The 19,350-nt window shown below is 61.9% G+C and carries 14 protein-coding genes; 4 read left to right on the forward strand and 10 right to left on the reverse strand.

The annotated features are described in order from the left end of the window. Positions 1 to 13: 13 nt before the first annotated feature. From ileS to ACP7EY_RS02825, 10 genes are all read right to left on the reverse strand, one after another. On the reverse strand, positions 14 to 2,893 hold the full coding sequence (gene ileS / locus ACP7EY_RS02780; protein ID WP_426190240.1) for an isoleucine--tRNA ligase: 2,880 nt from the start codon (positions 2,891 to 2,893) through the stop codon (positions 14 to 16). 103 nt (positions 2,894 to 2,996) lie between these two features. Next, positions 2,997 to 3,968 carry a bifunctional riboflavin kinase/FAD synthetase gene (locus ACP7EY_RS02785; protein ID WP_426190242.1) on the reverse strand — a complete coding sequence of 324 codons (972 nt, stop codon included), beginning with the start codon at positions 3,966 to 3,968 and terminating at the stop codon, positions 2,997 to 2,999. 189 nt (positions 3,969 to 4,157) lie between these two features. After that, positions 4,158 to 5,387, reverse strand: a complete 1,230-nt coding sequence (locus tag ACP7EY_RS02790; RefSeq protein ID WP_426190244.1) for a hypothetical protein — start codon at positions 5,385 to 5,387, stop codon at positions 4,158 to 4,160. A gap of 70 nt (positions 5,388 to 5,457) precedes the next feature. Further along, positions 5,458 to 5,892 carry an ExbD/TolR family protein gene (locus tag ACP7EY_RS02795; RefSeq protein ID WP_426190246.1) on the reverse strand — a complete coding sequence of 145 codons (435 nt, stop codon included), beginning with the start codon at positions 5,890 to 5,892 and terminating at the stop codon, positions 5,458 to 5,460. A 66-nt stretch (positions 5,893 to 5,958) separates the two neighbouring features. Continuing rightward, positions 5,959 to 6,387 (reverse strand): ExbD/TolR family protein, encoded by a 429-nt coding sequence (locus ACP7EY_RS02800; protein ID WP_426110204.1) that lies wholly within the window; start codon positions 6,385 to 6,387, stop codon positions 5,959 to 5,961. A gap of 3 nt (positions 6,388 to 6,390) precedes the next feature. Further along, the gene (locus ACP7EY_RS02805; RefSeq protein WP_426190248.1) at positions 6,391 to 7,296 is read right to left on the reverse strand and encodes a MotA/TolQ/ExbB proton channel family protein; all 906 of its coding nucleotides are present in this window, start codon (positions 7,294 to 7,296) and stop codon (positions 6,391 to 6,393) included. 87 nt (positions 7,297 to 7,383) lie between these two features. After that, positions 7,384 to 8,046, reverse strand: coding sequence for an energy transducer TonB (locus ACP7EY_RS02810; RefSeq protein WP_426190742.1), 663 nt, complete (start codon positions 8,044 to 8,046; stop codon positions 7,384 to 7,386). 591 nt (positions 8,047 to 8,637) lie between these two features. Next, on the reverse strand, positions 8,638 to 10,164 hold the full coding sequence (locus ACP7EY_RS02815; RefSeq protein WP_426190250.1) for a SpoVR family protein: 1,527 nt from the start codon (positions 10,162 to 10,164) through the stop codon (positions 8,638 to 8,640). A 7-nt stretch (positions 10,165 to 10,171) separates the two neighbouring features. After that, on the reverse strand, positions 10,172 to 11,440 hold the full coding sequence (locus ACP7EY_RS02820) for a YeaH/YhbH family protein (protein WP_426190252.1): 1,269 nt from the start codon (positions 11,438 to 11,440) through the stop codon (positions 10,172 to 10,174). A gap of 83 nt (positions 11,441 to 11,523) precedes the next feature. Next, positions 11,524 to 13,446 carry a PrkA family serine protein kinase gene (locus tag ACP7EY_RS02825; protein ID WP_426190254.1) on the reverse strand — a complete coding sequence of 641 codons (1,923 nt, stop codon included), beginning with the start codon at positions 13,444 to 13,446 and terminating at the stop codon, positions 11,524 to 11,526. Positions 13,447 to 14,016: 570 nt separating this feature from the next. On the opposite strand from ACP7EY_RS02825, the gene ACP7EY_RS02830 reads away from it, so the two are divergent. Genes ACP7EY_RS02830 through rmuC form a run of 4 tightly spaced genes read left to right on the forward strand, consistent with a single transcriptional unit; the run spans position 14,017 to position 19,349 of the window. After that, on the forward strand, positions 14,017 to 15,024 hold the full coding sequence (locus ACP7EY_RS02830) for an adenosine deaminase (RefSeq protein WP_426190256.1): 1,008 nt from the start codon (positions 14,017 to 14,019) through the stop codon (positions 15,022 to 15,024). A 30-nt stretch (positions 15,025 to 15,054) separates the two neighbouring features. Next, positions 15,055 to 17,586, forward strand: coding sequence for an ABC transporter permease (locus tag ACP7EY_RS02835; RefSeq protein ID WP_426190258.1), 2,532 nt, complete (start codon positions 15,055 to 15,057; stop codon positions 17,584 to 17,586). A gap of 27 nt (positions 17,587 to 17,613) precedes the next feature. Beyond that, complete coding sequence (locus ACP7EY_RS02840; protein ID WP_426190260.1) at positions 17,614 to 18,003, forward strand: group II truncated hemoglobin; 390 nt, start codon at positions 17,614 to 17,616, stop codon at positions 18,001 to 18,003. After that, a complete protein-coding gene (gene rmuC, locus ACP7EY_RS02845; RefSeq protein ID WP_426190262.1) occupies positions 18,003 to 19,349 on the forward strand; it encodes a DNA recombination protein RmuC in 1,347 nt (448 codons plus the stop codon). Before ACP7EY_RS02840 ends, rmuC begins: the two co-directional genes overlap by 1 nt. Position 19,350 lies beyond the last annotated feature (1 nt).

The following is a 19,350-nucleotide window of genomic DNA, read 5'->3' on the forward strand; positions in this document are numbered from 1 at the left end:
GTGGTGGATCGGATCAGGCGAAACGGCGGGTTTCGCCGGCGCCGAACAGGTTGCCGTAGCAGCGCTCGCACAGTCCCGGATGGTCGGCATGGTGGCCGACGTCGGGGCGGTAGTGCCAGCAGCGCTCGCACTTGGGCGCGCTCGACGCCGTCACCGCGATGGCTTCGTCATCGACGCTGGCGACTGCTTCGACGCGTGCCTGCGAAGTGATGAAGACAAAACGCAGGTCGTCGTCGAGGCTGGCGAGCAGGCGGTATTTTTCCGGCGCCGCCTTGATGGTCAGCTCCGCCTGCAGCGACGAGCCGATGGCGCCCGAGCCGCGCAGCGCTTCGAGGTCCTTGGTGACGTCGGCGCGCACCGCGCGCAAGGCCGCGTACTTCGCCAGCAGCGCTTCGCCATCGGCCACCTGCGGCAGTTCCCAGTAGGTCTGGGTAAAGATGGTGTCGTCGCTGTCGGCGTAGGCCTGCGGCGTGGCGAATGCCTGCCACGCTTCTTCGGCCGTGAACGTCAGGGTCGGCGCCATCACCCGCAGCAGGCTCTGGGCGATGTGCCACAGGGCCGTTTGCGCCGAGCGGCGTGCCGGCGAATCGACGGCGGTGGTGTAGAGGCGGTCTTTCAGGATGTCGAGGTAGAAGCCGCCCAGGTCTTCCGAGCAGTAGTTCTGCAGGCGCGCGATCACCGGGTGAAATTCGTAGCGCTCGTAGTGGGCCAGGATGTCCTGTTGCAGCGCGGCCATCGAGGCGATCGCGTAGCGGTCGATCTCGAGCAGGTCGGCCATCGGCACGGCCTGCGTGGCGGGATTGAAGTCCGAGGTGTTCGCCAGCAGGAAGCGCAGGGTATTGCGGATGCGGCGGTACGATTCGGTCACCCGCTTGAGGATCTCGTCGGAGATCGACAGCTCGCCGCTGTAGTCGGTCGAGGCGACCCACAGGCGCAGGATGTCGGCGCCCAGGGTATCGGAGATTTTTTGCGGCGCCAGCGTGTTGCCAAGCGACTTGGACATCTTCTTGCCTTCGGCATCGACCGTAAAACCGTGCGTGAGCAGCGCCTTGTAGGGTGGCACGCCGTTGAGCATCGAGGACGTCAGCAGCGACGAATGGAACCAGCCACGGTGCTGGTCCGAGCCTTCCAGGTACAGGTCGGCGGGGAACGCCAGTTGCGTCTTGTGCGAGCCACGCAGCACCGTCTGGTGGGTCACGCCGGAGTCGAACCAGACGTCGAGCGTGTCCTTGTTCTTGACGTACATGGTGCCGTCGATACCCAGGTCTTCCGGTTGCAGCGCCTGCCAGGCGTCGATACCTTTTTCTTCAAACAGCTTCGCGACTTTTTCGATCAGCGCCGGCGTGTCCGGGTGCAGCTGGCCGCTTTCCTTGTGCAGGAAAAAGGCCATCGGCACGCCCCACTGGCGCTGGCGCGACAGGGTCCAGTCGGGACGGTTGGCGATCATGCCGTGCAGGCGCGCCTGGCCCCAGTCGGGGAAGAACGTGGTCTGTTCGATGCCTGCCAGCGCGCTCTCGCGCAGGGTTGGTCCGCCATCCTTGGGCGTGAGGTCCATGCCGGCGAACCACTGCGAGGTGGCGCGGTAGATGATCGGCGTCTTGTGGCGCCAGCAGTGCATGTAGCTGTGATCGAACATCTTGACTTCGAACAGGGCGCCGGCGGCGGTGAGCGCCGCGCAGATCGGTTTCGACGCTTCCCAGATGGTCATGCCGGCGAACAGGGGCAGCGAGGCGGCGAAGTGGCCGTCGCCCAGCACCGGCGTGAGGATCTGGTCGTCCAGCATGCCGTGCGCTTTGCACGAAATAAAGTCTTCCTGGCCGTAGGCAGGCGCGGAGTGGACGATGCCGGTACCGCTTTCGGTGGTGACGTAGTCGGCCAGGTACATCGGCGAGAGGCGGTCGTAGAACGGATCGGCCTGGTGCAGCGGATGGTGAAAGCTGATGCCTTCGAGGGCCGCGCCCAGGCAGGTGGCGATGACGCTGCCTTCGAGCTTGTAGCGGGCCAGGCAGGCTTCGACCAGGTCGGCGGCCAGGATCAGCAGCAGGCTCTTGCCGTCGCGCTCGGTCTGCACCAGCGCGTACGTCACTTCGGCGTTGGCGTTGAGGGCCTGGTTCGACGGTATGGTCCACGGCGTGGTGGTCCAGATGACGACGAAGCCGTCGCCGGCGGGCAGGCTGGGCATGCCGAAGGCGGCCGCCAGTTTTTCAGGTTCAGCAAACGGAAAGCCGACGTCGATGGCGGGATCGCGCTTGTCCTGGTATTCGACTTCCGCCTCGGCCAGCGCCGAGCCGCAATCGAAGCACCAGTTGACGGGCTTGAGGCCGCGGTACACATAGCCCTTCTCGAGCAGCGTGCCGAGCGCGCGCAGTTCATCGGCTTCGTTGCCGAAGGCCATGGTCATGTAGGGATTGTCCCATTCACCGAGCACGCCCAGGCGGATAAAGCCGGCGCGCTGGCGGTCGATCTGTTCGTAGGCGTAGGCGCGTGCCTTGGTGAGCACGTCGGCGGTGGGCAGGTTCTTGCCGTACAGTTTTTCGATCTGGATCTCGATCGGCATGCCGTGGCAATCCCAGCCGGGCACGTAGGGCGCGTCGAAGCCGGCCAGGGTGCGCGCCTTGACGATCATGTCCTTCAAGATCTTGTTGACGGCGTGGCCCAGGTGGATGTCGCCATTGGCGTAGGGCGGGCCGTCGTGCAGGATGAATTTCGGGCGGCCGGCACTGGCCTTGCGCACCCGCTCGTAGAGTTTTTTGTCCTGCCACTGCTTGACCCAGCCCGGCTCGCGCTTGGCCAGGTCGCCCCGCATGGGGAAGACGGTGTCGGTCATATTGACCGGGTATTTGCTCTCGGGCTTCTTGGCCCCTTTTGGGTTCACAGCTTTGGTATCGGACATGGTTTTCTTTACAAGTGAATGCGGAAGGACGGTGTGGGCCGATGGCGCCGGCTGGCAGGGGGCCGGCGCGGCAGTGTGGCCAGTGAGTCTAAGCTGGACAGCGTCAAATTCGGTCGGTGGCCGTGAGCGCGCCGGCGCGGCTGGCAAACCAGTCGCGGGCGCGCTCGGCGTCGTTGTTGATGGCGTCCGTCAGGCTTGCCAGGTCGGTGTATTTTGCTTCGTCGCGGATTTTTTCAAGAAACTCGACCTGGACGAGCTTGCCGTAGCAATCGCCCTGAAAGTCGAATACGTGCACTTCCAGCAGCACGCGGCCGGAGTCGTCGACGGTGGGGCGCACGCCGATGCTGGCGACGGCCGGCAGGGCGGCCGGTCCCAGGCCATGAACGCGGACGATAAAAATGCCAGCCAGGGCGGCGCGGTGCGCCACCCGCAGGTTCAGGGTGGGAAAGCCCAGTGTGCGGCCCAGTTTCTGGCCATGGATGACGTGGCCGGACATGGCGTAATCGTGACCGAGCAGCTGCTTGGCTTGCACGAAGTCACCCGCGGCCAGCGCTTCGCGCACGGCCGAGGACGAGATGCGGCGCTCGCCGTGATTCACTGTTGGCAGGGTCTCGACGTGAAAGCCATGGCGTGCTCCCGCTTCCTTGAGCATGGCGACGGTGCCGCTGCGTCGGGCGCCGTAGCAGAAATCGTCGCCCACCATCAGCCACTTCACGTGCAAGCCTTCGACCAGCACGCGTGCGGTAAATTCTTCGGGCGTCAGGGCGGCGAACTGGGCGTTGAAATGCTCGACGATGACGCGGTCGATGCCTGCTGCCGCCAGCGAGCCCAGCTTGTCGCGCAAATTGGCGATGCGACTGGGCGCGCGTGATGGGTCGGCCGCGCGGGCGGCGAAAAATTCGCGCGGGTGCGGCTCGAACGTCATCACGGCCGCCTCGACGTCCAGTGCAGTGGCTGCGGCACGCACACGCCCCAGCAGGGCCTGGTGGCCGCGATGGACGCCGTCGAAATTGCCGATCGTCAGGGCGCACGGTGCGCGCGCCCGGTCATTGGGGAGTCCTCGGAATACCTTCATCTGATGTGCTGCCTATTGCTGCAAGCTAAATAGAGGATTATACGGTCAAGTTGCGGCTTTCACATCCCATCTGCCTTGCTGAGCAGGCCGAAGGGGGCGATGGACGTGGCAAAATGCAAAAAAGCGCTGCCGAGGGCAGCGCTTTTGCTCGCGGCATGACGACCTGCATCATGCCCGCAGCGGGGGGACTTAGCCCATCGGGTTATTGATGGCCATGATCCAGTAACGGGCCAGATCGGCCGTGCCGTCGTTGCCGCCCACCGATTTGAGGGTGGTGATGGCTTGCGATTTTTTACCGGCCACCGCCTGGGCTTGGCCCAGGTGCAACTTGGCATCTTCAGGGTTGCGCAAACCGCCCGCCTTGATGGCGTCTTGCATGATCTGCAGACCCTTGTCGGCTTGACCCGCTTGCACCAGGCCGTAGCCCATGGCGACCAGGCCATCGTTATCCTTGGCCTTGAGCATGGCTGCTTCTTCAGTGGCCTGATTTTTCTGGTTTTCGGCCAAGGTTTTTTCAGCCAGGTCTTTCAGGCGCTGGTGGCGGGCCGCTTCTGCGCCCACGCCCAGCAAGCCTGCCTTGTAACCCTTGCCGATCACTTTCAGGGCTTCAGCCGGGGCTTTCGCTTGCAGCACCAGTTGGGCCATCTCGACGAATTCGCTGGGCTTTTTCAGCAGGCTGTTGGCCAGCTTCAAGCGGTAGATGTCGACCGTCAGGCGGTTCGAGTAACCGGGCTTGGTGACCACGCGGTTGAGCAAATCGGTCCAGTACGATACTTTCGGGTACGAGGCCGCGAGCTTTTCGATGGTGCCGACGTAACCTGCCTTGTCGCCTTTTTTCAGCTGAATATTGGCCAACAGACCCAATTGGTCTTCGTTGAGCTTGCCGCCTTTTTCGATGTTACGCAGTTCCTGCTCCGCCTGGCCCAGATTGCCGGAGACGTAGTAGTTCTGGATCAGCAATTGGCGCAGCGCTGGATTGTCGCGCTCTTTGAGCTGGCGGTTGATGGCGGCGTTGGCCTTGCCGTAGTCCTTGGCGCGGATGTACAGGCCGACCAGGCCTTCGGAAAATTTGTCCTTCTCGCCAGCCGACAGGCGGCCCGACGCGATCAGGGTTTCAAACGACTTGGCAGCGGCTTCGTTGTCGCCGGCCGCCGATGCCGCCGCCGCGCGCACGCGCTCGATCAGGTAGCTCTCGTTGGCGGTCTTGTTGCTGACGTTGTCGGCGTCGCGCAATTTGGCGAGCGCTTCACGGTTCTTGCCCTGTTTCATCAAGGCCTGGGCGTCTTGCAGGGGCTTGCCCACTTCGGCGCGCATGGTTTCTGCGGCGAATGCGGTCGACAGGCCGATCACAGGGGTGGCGGCCGTGAAGCCGAGAGCGGCCATCACGAGGCCGAGGTGCGCGAGACGGAATTTTGGCATTGTGTGGAATTCTTTCTTCAAAATGAGAAACGGCAGGGGATACCTGCCGTGTTCGTTCTACGAATTACGATTACTGAAACTGCTCGTTGCCGACCATACCAATCTTGGTCACGCCGAGACGCTGGGCCGAAGCCATCACGCCGGCGACATACTTGTATTCCACCAGCTTGTTCGGACGCAAATGCACTTCCGGCTGATCCGCCTGGGCTGACACGGTGGCCAGCTTGGCGTCGAGCGCCGCACGGTCCGGAACGACAACGCCGTTCCAGGAAATCGTGCCGTCGAAGTCGACATCGATGTCGATGACGACCGGCTCGGTCAGTGGCGGATTGGACGGGCCGACTGGCAGGTTCAGATTGACCGAATGGTTTTGCTTCGGAATCGTGATAATCAACATGATAATCAAGACCAACATCACGTCGATCAAGGGTGTCATGTTCATTTCCATCATTGGTTCCGGATCAGCGTTTGCGCTGGCGGAACCTGAACCGACGTTCATACTCATGGTGTGTCCTTTAGAAATGTTGGGGCCCCGTCCCGCCCTGAATGACCGGGCGGGACGGGGAGGGGCTTAACCCTTGTCAGGCGGTTCGGTGATGAAACCGACCTTCTGGACCCCAGCACGTTGTGCCGTATAAATAACCTTGCCGATGAACTCGTACTTGGTTTCCTGGTCACCACGTACATGCACTTCTGGCTGCGGCAACTTGACAGATTCCTTCTTCAGGAACTCGAACAATTCATCCGTGTTCGCCAGCTTCTTTTGGTTCCAGTACATATCGCCGTCTTTGTTGACCACGATATTGACGTCTTCCGGCTTGGTCTTGGCAGCCTGGTTGGTCTCGGTTGGAAGATTAATCTTCTGCAACTTCAACACGACCGGGCTGGTAATCAGGAAGATGATCAGCAGAACCAACATGATGTCGACTAGCGGCGTCGTGTTGATCTCTGACATGACTGCATCTTCTTCTCCGCTATCGGAGCCGACGCTCATCGACATGATTTATCCAATCTTTTTGGTCGCGCCTGCCAGACGGCCAGCTTCGCTGGTCGACATTGCGCCCGAGATCAACACCGAGTGTACGTCAGCCGAGAACGAACGGACGTCTTCCATGGCGCTCTTGTTACGACGCACCAACCAGTTGTAACCCAGAACGGCAGGAACAGCGACGAACAGACCGAAGGCGGTCATGATCAGTGCTTCGCCAACTGGACCGGCGACTTTGTCGATCGATGCGTTACCAGTCATACCGATGTTGGTCAGCGCGCCGTAGATACCCCAGACGGTACCGAACAGACCGATGAACGGTGCGGTCGAACCGACGGTTGCCAGGAACGACAGGCCATCTTGCAGACGCGACTGGACTTTTTCAACAGCGCGTTGGATCTGCATGGTCACCCAGGTCGACAGGTCGATTTGCTCGAGCAGGGCGCCGTCGTGGTGCTGGGTGGCTTTGGTGCCGGTTTCAGCGATGAAGCGGAATGGCGAGCCGTCTTTCAGGGCAGCCGAACCAGCAGCGATCGACGAAGCTTTCCAGAACTTGGCCTGGGTTTCTTTCGATTGCTTGAAGATTTTCATCTGGTCAAGCAGCTTGGTGATGATGATGTACCACGAACCCATCGACATCAGCGACAGGATGATCAGGGTAGCGCGGGGAACGAAGCCACCTTCCCAGACGGCTTTGATACCGAACGGGTTTTCAACTTCTTCTTTGGTACCGGCTGGCGCGGCGACTGGCGCTGCAGCGGCAGCGTCAGCGGCAGGAGCAGCAGGAGCGGCAGCAGGTGCTGCGGCTTCAGCCGCTTTAGGAGCATCGGCAAATGCTGGTGCGGACACCAGTGCGCTCGCTGCGGTCAGCGAAAACAGGACAGCCGCCAGGACTGCGGACAAACGGGTATTCTTAAACATGCTTCCTCCAAATATATAAAATAATCAGTTCGCTGAACATAGAGACAACGAAAAATCACAGGCTGGGACGGTCAAACTGTCCCGGGTTTATTCCAGCGTCCAGACATATTGCATTTGCATCCACGCCTTTTCAGGCTTGCCGTCGGTGGTGCCCGGCTTGAAGCGGCATTTGCTGATACCCGTCACAGCGGCTTTGTCCAGGTCACGGAAGCCGCTCGATTTCAGGATCTTCGAATCGGCAACACGGCCATCTTCGGCGATCAGGAATTGCAGCGTCACAGTGCCGGTTTCTTCGTTACGCAAGGAGGCTTTCGGCCATTCCGGTTTTGCGCAGGTGTTGAAATCGGCCACTGCCGCGACGCGTGCAGGGTTCGGGTTCGCTGCCGGTGCAGGAGGCGCGGCTGGTGCAGGCGGCGCTTTTTGCAGTTCGTTCGAGGCTGGTTTCGCCTGCGAGGTCACCGCAATGGTGTTCTGCACCGGAGGAGGTTGCTGCACGTTCACCTCGACTGGCGGGATGAATGGTGGCGGCGGCGCCTTCATTTCTGGTGGAGGCGGTGGTGGCGGAATTTCTTTCGGTGGGGGAGGCGCCTGCTCCTCAATGATCTTGGTCTCTACCGCTTCAGCCATCTTGGTGACCATGCGCTTGCCGAGACCGGTAATGATCCCGTAGGCAACCAGCACGTGCAAGAGGATGACAATGGTGATCCCAGTGACATTCTTCCCGGGCTGCTTATCATGCGAAAAATTCATGCCTGCTTTCTCCAATACCAACTCTTTTTGTTCCTACTACTAAACCCACAAAACACGGCAAGACCTGCGACCGTATCCGGGACATCGGCGAATTATACCTACGAATTCTTTTTTGCACATACATTTTTCATGCCGCAAACGTCTGTTATCTCACAGTGAAAATGATGTTTACCGGACGTCATTTTGCACGCTGCGCTGCGGTGCAGCATCGGCCAAAATCGCCCCGGAAAAGCGCGACGTCCCACGACAATTCGCACCAAACAAGTGCAAATTGCGTCGAATTCGCAAATGGAAAACTTTCGCAATGAAAAAGCCACACTCAGCGTACACACTACGGTGTTGATATGGCGATATTACTAACTATAGGGGGAATGCCGGCGAGATGTCGTACGCTTGAACAGCGTGGGCACCGCAGCGCGGCAGTCACCCATATAGCATGGGGTGATGGAAGGGCGCTGTGTTGATATATCTATACAGGGCGCGGCAGGGGAAGGAACGCCTTGCGCGACGCGCTATATAAGAGGGGGACGGCGCGGGCGCCGCGCGCCGGGCGCCGCGCGCCGCGCGCCGCGCCGGGGGCGCGCTGTCGTGTCAGTGGCGTGCGCGTTTTTCGCGCCGCACTTCGAGGCTGCTGACGACGTGGCCGTTGGGGTCCACTGTTTCCAGGTGCACATCGAAGCCCCACAAGCGTGCCACGTGTCGCAGTACTTCCTGGGCCTGCTGGTTGAGCGGGCGCCGCTGGAACTGGCTGTGGCGCAGGGTGAGCGCGCGGTCGTCGCGTGTATTGACCTGCCAGACCTGGATGTTGGGCTCGCGGTTGCCCAGGTTGTACTGTTCGGCCAGTTGCTGGCGCACGTAGCGGTAGCCCTGCTCGTCATGGATGGCGGAAATCTGCAGTTTTTCCTTGCGGTCGTCGTCGAGCACGGCGAAGAAGTGAAAATCACGGATCAGCTTGGGCGACAGGTACTGGGCGATAAAACTTTCGTCCTTGAAATTGCGCATGGCGAAGTCGAGCGTGCTGCGCCAGTCGCTGCCGGCAATGGCGGGGAACCATTCCCGGTCTTCCGCAGTGGGTGCTTCGCAGATGCGGCGGATGTCACTCATCATGGCGAAGCCCAGCGCATACGGGTTGATGCCGTTGTAACACTGGCTGGTGGCCGAAGGCTGGAACACCACGTTGGTGTGGCTTTGCAAGAACTCCATCATGAAGCCGTCGCCCACGATGCCTTCTTTATAGAGCTGCTGCAAGATCGTGTAGTGCCAGAAGGTGGCCCAGCCTTCGTTCATGACCTGGGTCTGGCGCTGGGGATAAAAATACTGGGAGATCTTGCGGGTGATGCGCACCAGTTCGCGTTGCCATGGTTCGAGCAGGGGCGCGTATTTTTCGATGAAATATAAAAGGTTTTCCTCGGGTTCGGGCGGGAAGCGGGGCGGCGTCGCGTCGCTGGCCTGCTCGTCGCGCCGCGGCACGGTGCGCCACAAGGCATTCACTTGCGACTGGGCGTATTCCTCGCGCTCTTTCAGGCGGGCGTTTTCCTGCGCCAGCGACAGCTTGGCCGGCCGCTTGTAGCGGTCGACCCCGTAGTTTTGCAAGGCGTGGCAGGAATCGAGCAATTGTTCGACAGCATCGATGCCGTGGCGCTGCTCGCACTCGGCGATGTAGTTCTTGGCGAATACCATGTAGTCGACGATGGCGTCGGCGTCGGTCCAGGTGCGAAACAGGTAATTGCCTTTAAAGAAGGAGTTGTGGCCATAGGCGGCGTGGGCGATCACCAGCGCCTGCATGGTCAGGCTGTTTTCCTCCATCAGGTAGGCGATGCAGGGATTGGAGTTGATGACGATTTCGTAGGCCAGTCCCATCTGCCCCCGCTTGTAGCTTTTCTCCGTCGATAAAAAGTGCTTGCCGAATGACCAGTGATTGTAGGAGACGGGCATGCCCACCGAAGTGTAGGCATCCATCATTTGCTCGGCGGTGATGATTTCGAGCTGGTTGGGGTAGGTATCGAGCCCGAAGCTTTCAGCGACGCGGCGGATTTCTTCGTGGGCGTGTTCGATCAGGTCGAACGTCCATTCCGACTGCTCGGGCAGGGCGCGGGGGTGTTGGGGATCTCGGGGCATGGCGGCCTCACTTCGGCTGTTTCTTGAACAGTTCGCGGAACACCGGGTAGATATCGGCCGGCGTGACGATTTTCTGCATGGCAAAGTTGGCGTGATGGTCGCCCACTTCGGCGTACTGTTCCCACAGGTTCTGCTGTGGGCCGTCGGTGATTTCGACGTAGGTGTAGTACTGCACCTTGGGCATGACGGCGTTGATCAGCAACTGCTTGCACAGCACCGAGTCGTTGTCCCAGTTGTCGCCGTCGGAGGCCTGGGCGACATAGCTGTTCCAGTCGCCACTGCCGTAACGTTCGCTGAGGATTTTCTGCAGCAGGTGCAGGGCGGACGACACCACCGTGCCACCCGATTCGCGGGAATGGAAAAATTCGTTTTCGTCCACTTCGGCGGCGGCCGTGTGGTGGCGAATGAACACCACCTCGATTTTGTCGTAGGCGCGCTTGAGGAACAGGTACAGCAGGATAAAGAAGCGCTTGGCAGTGTCCTTGCGCCCCTCGTCCATGGAGCCGGAGACATCCATGATGCAAAACATGACGGCCTGGGTGGACGGCTTGGGCACCTTGATGCGGTTGCTGTAGCGCAGGTCGAAGGGATCGATGAAGGGGATCGCCAGCAGGCGCGTGTGCAGGTGATGCACGAGTTTTTTCAGTTCCAGCACGGCCGGGTCGTCCAGCGCGGCGCCGCCCTCGAGCAGGTCGGCCAGCGCCTGTTCGGCTTCGATCAGCTGCTTGCGCGGTTTGCCGCCCACGGCGATGCGCCGGCCCAGGGCGCCGCGCAGGGAGCGCAGCACGTGGATGTTGGAGGGGGTGCCCGAAATATTGTAGCCGGCACGCTGGTTCTTCATTTCCGGCGTTTGCGACAACTGGGTCTTGACCATGTTCGGCAGTTCGAGGTCTTCGAAGAAGTAATTCATGAATTCTTCGCGCGAGAGCTCGAAAATGAAATCGTCCTCGTTGGCCTGGTCGCTGTTGCCGGCCTTGCCGCGGCCACTGCCGCCGCCACTGCGGGGACGGTTGAACTGGTCGCCTTTCTGATATTCCTTGTTGCCTGGATTAATGGTTTCCCACACGCCACCGTGGGCATGGCCGAAACTGGGTTCGTTGACATCCTTGACGGGGATCGAGACTTTTTCGCCGTTCTCGATGTCGGTGATGGAGCGGCCCTTGATGGCGCGCCCGACCGCGTCCTTGATCTGGCTTTTGTAGCGGCGCAGGAAGCGCCCCCGGTTGATCGCGGACTTGTTTTTCCCCTGCAAGCGTCGGTCGATGAGATAAGTCAAAGTGCCTCCTGCTCTATTTCGCGGCGGAACCGGCAGCTGCCCCAGGGGCGATCTGCCGGCCCCCCTATCTTAAACCTTTGCGCTCAAGACGACTTCCGCACACGCAGATACCACTCGCACAGCAAGCGCACCTGCTTGGCCGTGTAGCCTTTTTCGACCATGCGGGCGACAAAGTCGGCGTGCTTGTTGGCGTCCTCGGCCGAGGCCTTGGCATTGAACGAGATCACGGGCAGCAATTCCTCCGTGTTCGAGAACATTTTTTTCTCGATCACGGTACGGAATTTCTCGTAACTGGTCCAGGCGGGATTCTTGCCGCCGTTGGTGGCGCGGGCGCGCAGGCCGAAGTTGACGATCTCGTTGCGGAAATCCTTCGGGTTCGAAATGCCGGCCGGCTTTTCGATTTTTTCCAGTTCGCTGTTGAGCGAATCGCGGTCGAACGATTCGCCCGTGTCCGGGTCGCGGAACTCCTGGTCCTGGATCCAGAAATCGGCAAACGTGACGTAGCGGTCAAAAATATTCTGGCCGTATTCGGAATAGCTTTCCAGGTAGGCCGTCTGGATTTCCTTGCCGATAAAATCGACATAGCGGTGCGCCAGGTGCTCCTTGATATACGACAGATAGCGCTGTTCCGTCTCCGGGGCGAATTGTTCGCGCTCGATCTGTTGCTCGAGCACGTACAGCAGGTGCACGGGGTTGGCCGCCACCTCCGTATTGTCGAAGTTGAACACCTTCGACAGGATCTTGAAGGCAAAGCGGGTCGACAGCCCGTTCATGCCTTCGTCGACCCCGGCATAGTCGACGTATTCGTGCATCGACTTGGCTTTCGGATCGGTGTCTTTCAGGTTTTCGCCATCGTAGACGAGCATCTTGGAGAAGATGCTGGAGTTTTCCGGGTCTTTCAGGCGCGACAGGATGGCGAACTGCGCCATCATTTTCATGGTGCCGGGCGCGCACGGCGCGGCCTCCAGCGAGGAATTGCGGATGAGCTTGTCGTAGATCTTGATTTCGTCCGACACCCGCAAGCAATACGGCACCTTGACGATATAGATGCGGTCAAGGAAGGCTTCGTTGTTGCGGTTGTTGCGGAACGTCTTCCACTCCGACTCGTTCGAGTGGGCCAGCACGATGCCGTCGAAGGGGATGGCGCCGAATCCTTCGGTGCCCTTGTAATTGCCTTCCTGGGTGGCCGTCAGCAAGGGGTGCAGCACCTTGATGGGCGCCTTGAACATCTCGACAAATTCCATCAAGCCCTGGTTGCCCAGGCACAGGCCGCCTGAATAGCTGTAGGCGTCCGGGTCATCCTGGGCGTAGTCTTCCAGCTTGCGGATATCGACCTTGCCCACCAGCGAAGAAATATCCTGGTTGTTTTCGTCGCCCGGTTCCGTCTTGGAAATGGCAATCTGTTTCAGGATCGACGGATAGCGCTTGACCACGCGGAACTTGTTGATGTCGCCGTTGAACTCGTGCAGGCGCTTGACCGCCCACGGGCTGGGAATGGTGCGCAGGTAGCGGCGCGGGATGCCGTAGTCTTCTTCGAGCAGGGTGCCGTCCTCGTCTTCGTTGAACAGGCCCAGCGGCGACTCGTTGACGGGCGAGCCTTTCAGGCAATAGAACGGCACCTGCTCCATCAACGATTTGAGTTTTTCGGCGATCGACGATTTGCCGCCGCCGACGGGACCGAGCAGGTACAGGATCTGCTTGCGCTCTTCGAGGCCCTGGGCGGCGTGGCGGAAGTAGGAAACGACCTGCTCGATCACTTCTTCGGTGCCGTAGAAGTCCTTGAAGGCCGGGTAGAGCTTGATGACCTTGTTGGCGAAGATGCGCGAGAGGCGGGTGTCGGTGCGGGTGTCGACCAGGGTCGGTTCGCCGATGGCGGCCAGCATGCGCTCGGGCGCGCTGGCATACGTCAATGGATCCTTTTTGCACAATGCCAGATAGTCGGAAAGGGAAAATTCTTCTTCCCTGGTACGCTCGTAGCGAGCGGCGTATTTGTCAAAAATCGTCATTTGAGGTCCTTTGTAGGTGCGTGCTGAATCCCTGATGCCGGCAAGAAAACTTGCCCAGGCCCGTACACTGGCGTCTCTCCTTGTAAGCCGACAGAACGTTTCGTGAAGGAAAAATACGAAACAAATTCCTGCGTCGACTCTATTATTTTAATAACCGGATTTCCGGTGATTTTGCGCGTTCTGACAACGTCTTCTTACGCCTATGAAATTTATTATGTGCCTAATAGAAGCGGATGTCAAAACAATGTCGTGGTACTGTATGTAACATCGGTAAGTATTTGATTTTAAATCTTTTAATCGTTTTTCTGTGGCATTTTCCAGGCCGCATTGCGGGGCCATTTGTCGTTTCATTTGCGCCCGTTCGCCGTGCCGAATTGAACCGTGATCGGGCGCATTCTTTGCGCCGATAAATGGGCCCGGCGATGCCATGCGTTGCCGGAGACCACGGAGAATTTTCTTGCGGCTGACACATACATGCTCGCGCGAAATCTCGTCGCCGGCTGAAGTTGTCGCGCGCTTGCGCTACACTGGGCCGACCTGTTCAGCGCCCACTATTTCGGAGAATCTCCCATGCAGCACCCACAGTTGAAATCCATTGTGCAAGAGATGCCCAAGGCAGAATTGCACATCCACATCGAAGGGTCACTGGAACCCGAGCTGATCTTTGAGTTGGCTCAACGAAACGGCGTCACCCTGGCCTACCCATCGGTTGACAAGCTGCGCGCGGCATATGCTTTCGATAATCTGCAATCGTTCCTCGATATTTATTATGCGGGCGCCAGTGTCCTGCTGACCGAGCAGGATTTCTACGACATGACGGCCGCCTACCTGCGCCGCGCGGCGGCCGACAATGTCCGCCATGCCGAACTGTTTTTCGATCCGCAAACCCACACCGACCGTGGCGTGCCTTTTGCCACCGCCATCGACGGCATCTGGCGCGCCTGCCAGGACGGTCCCATCAGCGCCACCATCATCATGTGCTTCCTGCGCCACCTGAGCGAAGAGGCGGCACTGGCCACCCTCGACGAAGCGCTGCCGCACCGCGACAAATTCATCGGCGTGGGCCTGGATTCATCGGAACTGGGCCATCCGCCGGAAAAATTCGCCCGCGTGTTCGCCCGCTGCCGCGAACTGGGCCTGCACCTGGTGGCCCACGCCGGCGAGGAAGGCCCGCCCGCCTACATCGAAACGGCGCTCGACGTGCTGCAGGTCGAGCGCATCGACCATGGCGTGCGCTGCCTCGACAGTGCGGCGCTCACCGCGCGCCTGGCGCGCGAACAGATCGCCCTGACCGTCTGCCCCTTGTCGAACATCAAGCTGCGCGTGTTCGATCACATGGGCCAGCACAATTTGCTCGAGCTGCTCGATGCCGGCCTGGCCGCCACCATCAACTCGGACGACCCGGCCTATTTTGGCGGTTATATGAACGATAATTTTCTTGCCGCCTTCGATGCCTTGCCGCTGGGCTTGTCGCACGCGCACCGGCTGGCACGCAACAGTTTTGTGGCCTCCTTCTTGCCCGAGGCCGCCAAGCAGGCGCACCTGGCCGAGCTCGACGCTTACTTCGCCGCGCTGTAAGGCGCGTTCCCCCCAACTTCGTTAGACACCATGTTGATTCAATCGTTCCGCATGACCGCCCGCGACTGGCGCGCCGGTGAATTGCGCTTCCTGCTCGTCGCCCTGATCGTCGCCGTGGCCTCGTTGTCGGCCGTGGGTTTTTTCATCGACCGCATGCGCAGCAGCCTCAACCGCGACGCGCACCAGTTGCTGGGCGCCGATCTGCTCGTCAATGCCGATCAGCCACTGCCTGCCGCGTGGCGCCAGGAAGCGGCGCGGCGCGGCCTGATCCTGGCCGACACCGTCACCTTCCCCAGCATGGCGCAGGCGGGGCAGGGTGAGCAGTCGAGCGCCCAGCTGGCCTCGATCAAGGCGGTCAGCACGGGCTACCCCTTGCGCGGACAATTAAAAATCACCACCAGCACCCAGCAAGCGGCGGACGGGCACGGCGTCAAAACGCTGGCCACCCCGGCGCCCGGCACCGTCTGGGTCGATCCGAACATCCTGAGCGGCCTGAAGACCTCGGTGGGGGCGACGCTGCAACTGGGCGACAAAGCGTTCACCATCACCGAACTGATCGCCGCCGAACCGGACCGCGGCCCCTCGTTCGCCAACTTCGCGCCCCGCGTGATGCTGTCGATGGCCGACCTGGCCGCCACCGGCCTGGTCGACAATGGGTCGCGCGTGACCTACCGCCTGCTGGTGGCGGCGCCGTCGAACAACGATCTGTCGGCCATCGGCGACTATGAGGCCTGGCTGAAAGGCCGCATCAGCGCCGACGCCATCAAGGGCGTGCGCATCGAGTCGCTGGAAAACGGCCGGCCCGAGATGCGCGCCACGCTCGACCGCGCCGACCGCTTCCTGTCGCTCGTCGGCCTGCTCTCGGCGATGCTGGCGGCGGTCGCCGTGGCGATGGCGGCGCGCCGCTTCATGCTGCGCCACCTCGACGCCTGCGCCATGCTGCGCTGCCTGGGGCTGTCGCAAAACCAGGTCAGCGCCCTGTACCTGATCGAATTCGTGCTGGTGGGGCTGGCCGGCAGCGTGCTGGGCGTGCTGGTGGGCTTCGGCGCGCACTACGTTCTGCTCGAGCTGATCGGCAGTTTTATCACCACCGACCTGCCGCCCGTGTCGATCCTGCCCGCCCTGCAAGGGGTGGCCACGGGCATGCTGCTGCTGGTCGGCTTCGCGCTGCCGCCCGTGCTGCAGCTGCGCAACGTGCCGCACAACCGGGTGCTGCGCCGCGAACAGGCGCCACCGCAGGCGATGGCGCTGGCCACCTATGGCCTGGGCATCGTCGCGTTCGTCGGCCTGCTGCTGTGGCAGGCCGGTGACCGCCAGCTGGCGCTGGTGACGGCGCTGGGCTTCCTGGGCGGCTTCGGCGTGTTCGCGCTGGCCGGCTGGCTGGGCCTGGCGCTGCTGCGGCGCCTGCGCGGGGCCATCGACGCGCAGGCCTGGCGCTTCGCCCTCAACGCCCTGCAGCGCCGGCCCGGCGCCACCATCGTGCAGGTGGTGTCGCTGGCGCTGGGCCTGATGGCGCTGCTGCTGCTGACGGTGGTGCGGGGCGACCTCACCAGCGCCTGGCAAAGCGCCACCCCGGCCGACGCGCCGAACCGCTTCATCATCAACATCATGCCTGACCAGCGCGCGCCCGTGGCGGCCCGCCTGGCCGCCGCCAAGGTCGACGGCGCCGTGCTCTATCCCATGATCCGCGGGCGCCTGACGGCGCTGAACGGCCAGGCCATCACGGCGGCCACCTACCAGGCCGACGATGCGCGCCGGCTGGCCGAGCGCGAGTTCAACCTGTCGACCATGCAGCAATTGCAGGCCTCGAACCAGATCGTCGCCGGCAAGTGGTTCAGCGACACCACCGGCCAGGCCGAGGCGTCCGTCGAGCAGGGCATCGCCAAGACGCTGCGCATCAAGCTGGGCGACGTCATGCGCTTCGATATCGCCGGCCAGATCGTCGAGGCCCGCGTAACCAGCTTGCGCAAGCTCGAGTGGGGATCGATGCGCGCCAATTTCTTTGTCATCATCAATCCCGAGGCGATGAAGGCGACGCCGCAAACGCTGATGACGGCGTTCCACCTGCCCGCCGGTTCGGCCAATCTCACCAACTCGCTCACGCGCGAGTTCCCCAACCTCACCGTGATCGACGTCAGCGGCATCATCAACCAGTTGCAGGAAGTGCTGGGGCAGGTGGTCACCGCCGTCGAGTTCCTGTTCTTGTTCACGCTGGTGTCGGGCGTGCTGGTGTTGTACGCGGCGCTGATGGGATCGCAGGACGAGCGCACCCGCGAGGCGGCCCTGCTGCGCGCGCTGGGCGCCACCCGCAAGCAGCTCTCGCGCGCCCAGTGGATCGAATTCGCGCTGGTGGGCGCGCTGTCGGGCTTCCTGGCCGCCAGCGGCGCGGCAGCATTGGGCTGGGCGCTGGCCACCTACCAATTCAAGTTCGAATGGGTGTTCAGCCCCGTGGTGTTCATGGCCGGCATTGCCGTCGGCGTGGCCTGCGCCATCGGTGGCGGCTGGCTGGGACTGCGCAATGTGCTGCGCCAGCCGCCGCTACAGACCTTGCGGGGCACCTGAAGCGCACCCTGCTGATATCATGGGGGCATGACTTCAGCTCCTACTCTCTACGACACCATCGGCGGTGCGGCCGTTCTGCGCGAACTGGTCGACCGCTTCTACGATCTGATGCAACTGGAAGGGGAATTTGCCGGCATCCACGCCATGCACCCCGTCCCCAACGACAGCTCGCGCGACAAATTATTCATGTTCCTGAGCGGCTGGATGGGCGGTCCCGACCTGTATATCGAGCGCTACGGCCACCCGCGCCTGCGCGCGCGTCACCTGCCGTACGCGATCGGCACCAGTGAACGCGACCAGTGGCTGCGCGCGATGGCCTGGGCGATGGAAGACGTCGGCATCGAGGAGAGCCTGCGCCTTCGCCTGATGGAGTCGTTCTTCCAGACGGCCGACTGGATGCGCAATAAGGCCGACTGATGAATCAAACCGAATTTCTCGTGCTGGCCGCGCTGGCGCTCGTCGTCGTCGCCTTGCAACTGGCGCTGCTGCTGCGCGGGCGCGGCACGGGCGCCGCCAACGACGCCCAGTTCGAACGCCTCGAACGCTCGCTGCGGGGCGAACTGCAAGCGAGCGCCCAGGCCACCCGCCAGGAGCTGGCGGCCACGCTGGCGCACCACCACGGCGCCGCCGCCCAGCAGCTCGAGGGCATGCGCCATCACATCGCCCAGCAGGGCGCCAGCGGCCGCGAGGAGCAGGCGGCCACGCTCAAGCGGCTGGCCGACACGCTGGCGCACAGCCTGCACACCCTCAACGAATCAAACGCGCGGCGCATGCTGGAAGTGCGCGCCACGCTCGAGAGCAAGATCGGCGAGCTGCAGGCCGACAACGGCGCGCGCCTGGAAGAGATGCGCAAGACGGTCGACGAAAAACTCCATGCCACGCTCGAGACGCGCCTGTCGGAGTCGTTCCGCCAGGTGTCGGAGCGGCTCGAGCGGGTCCACCAGGGCCTGGGCGAAATGCAGCAGCTGGCGATCGGCGTGGGCGACCTGAAGCGGGTGCTCACCAACGTCAAGACGCGCGGCACCTGGGGCGAAGTGCAGCTGGAAATGCTGCTCGAGCAGGTCCTCACGGCGGACCAGTATGCGAAGAACGTCGAGACCATTCCCGGCAGCGGCGCCCGCGTCGAGTTTGCCATCAAGCTGCCCGGCAACAGCGACAGCGGCGTGCCCATGTGGCTGCCGATCGACGCCAAGTTCCCGAAAGAGCAGTACGAGCGGCTGGTCGAAGCGGCCGACCGCGCCGACGCCGACGGCGTGCAGGCGTTTGGCCGGGAGCTGGAACGGGCGGTGCGGGGCGAAGCGAAAACCATCTGCGACAAATACCTGTCGCCCCCGCTGACGACCGATTTCGCCATCCTGTTCCTGCCCACCGAGGGTTTATACGCCGAAGTGATGCGCCGGCCCGGCCTGGCCGACGATTTGCAGCGCACCCTGCGCGTGTCGATCGCCGGGCCGTCGACGCTGGCGGCAATCCTGAGCAGCTTGCAGATGGGCTTTCGCACGCTGGCGCTGGAGAAGCGCTCGTCGGAAGTGTGGCAGGTGCTGGGCGCGGTCAAGACCGAGTTCGGCAAATTTGGCACAGTGCTGAGCAATACCCGCCTGACCCTGGAAAAAGCGGCGAAGAATATCGAGAACGCCGAGATGCGCAGCCGCCAGATGGCGCGCAAGCTCAAATCGGTGGAGGCGCTGCCCAGCGAAACGGCCGAGCTGATGCTGGGGGCCCAGGTGGCCGAGCCGGACCTGGACGGCGAAGGCCTGTCGTGAG

This window comes from Massilia sp. DWR3-1-1, from assembly GCF_049898325.1.
GTDB lineage: Bacteria > Pseudomonadota > Gammaproteobacteria > Burkholderiales > Burkholderiaceae_D > JAFCUW01.

What these genes read in the sequence shown, in the direction of transcription:
- ileS (WP_426190240.1), bottom strand. Translation starts at nt 2,893, where the DNA reads ATGTCCGATACCAAAGCTGTGAACCCAAAAGGGGCCAAGAAGCCCGAG.
- ACP7EY_RS02785 (WP_426190242.1), bottom strand. Translation starts at nt 3,968, where the DNA reads ATGAAGGTATTCCGAGGACTCCCCAATGACCGGGCGCGCGCACCGTGC.
- ACP7EY_RS02790 (WP_426190244.1), bottom strand. Translation starts at nt 5,387, where the DNA reads ATGCCAAAATTCCGTCTCGCGCACCTCGGCCTCGTGATGGCCGCTCTC.
- ACP7EY_RS02795 (WP_426190246.1), bottom strand. Translation starts at nt 5,892, where the DNA reads ATGAGTATGAACGTCGGTTCAGGTTCCGCCAGCGCAAACGCTGATCCG.
- ACP7EY_RS02800 (WP_426110204.1), bottom strand. Translation starts at nt 6,387, where the DNA reads ATGTCGATGAGCGTCGGCTCCGATAGCGGAGAAGAAGATGCAGTCATG.
- ACP7EY_RS02805 (WP_426190248.1), bottom strand. Translation starts at nt 7,296, where the DNA reads ATGTTTAAGAATACCCGTTTGTCCGCAGTCCTGGCGGCTGTCCTGTTT.
- ACP7EY_RS02810 (WP_426190742.1), bottom strand. Translation starts at nt 8,046, where the DNA reads ATGAATTTTTCGCATGATAAGCAGCCCGGGAAGAATGTCACTGGGATC.
- ACP7EY_RS02815 (WP_426190250.1), bottom strand. Translation starts at nt 10,164, where the DNA reads ATGCCCCGAGATCCCCAACACCCCCGCGCCCTGCCCGAGCAGTCGGAA.
- ACP7EY_RS02825 (WP_426190254.1), bottom strand. Translation starts at nt 13,446, where the DNA reads ATGACGATTTTTGACAAATACGCCGCTCGCTACGAGCGTACCAGGGAA.
- ACP7EY_RS02830 (WP_426190256.1), top strand. Translation starts at nt 14,017, where the DNA reads ATGCAGCACCCACAGTTGAAATCCATTGTGCAAGAGATGCCCAAGGCA.
- ACP7EY_RS02835 (WP_426190258.1), top strand. Translation starts at nt 15,055, where the DNA reads ATGTTGATTCAATCGTTCCGCATGACCGCCCGCGACTGGCGCGCCGGT.
- ACP7EY_RS02840 (WP_426190260.1), top strand. Translation starts at nt 17,614, where the DNA reads ATGACTTCAGCTCCTACTCTCTACGACACCATCGGCGGTGCGGCCGTT.
- rmuC (WP_426190262.1), top strand. Translation starts at nt 18,003, where the DNA reads ATGAATCAAACCGAATTTCTCGTGCTGGCCGCGCTGGCGCTCGTCGTC.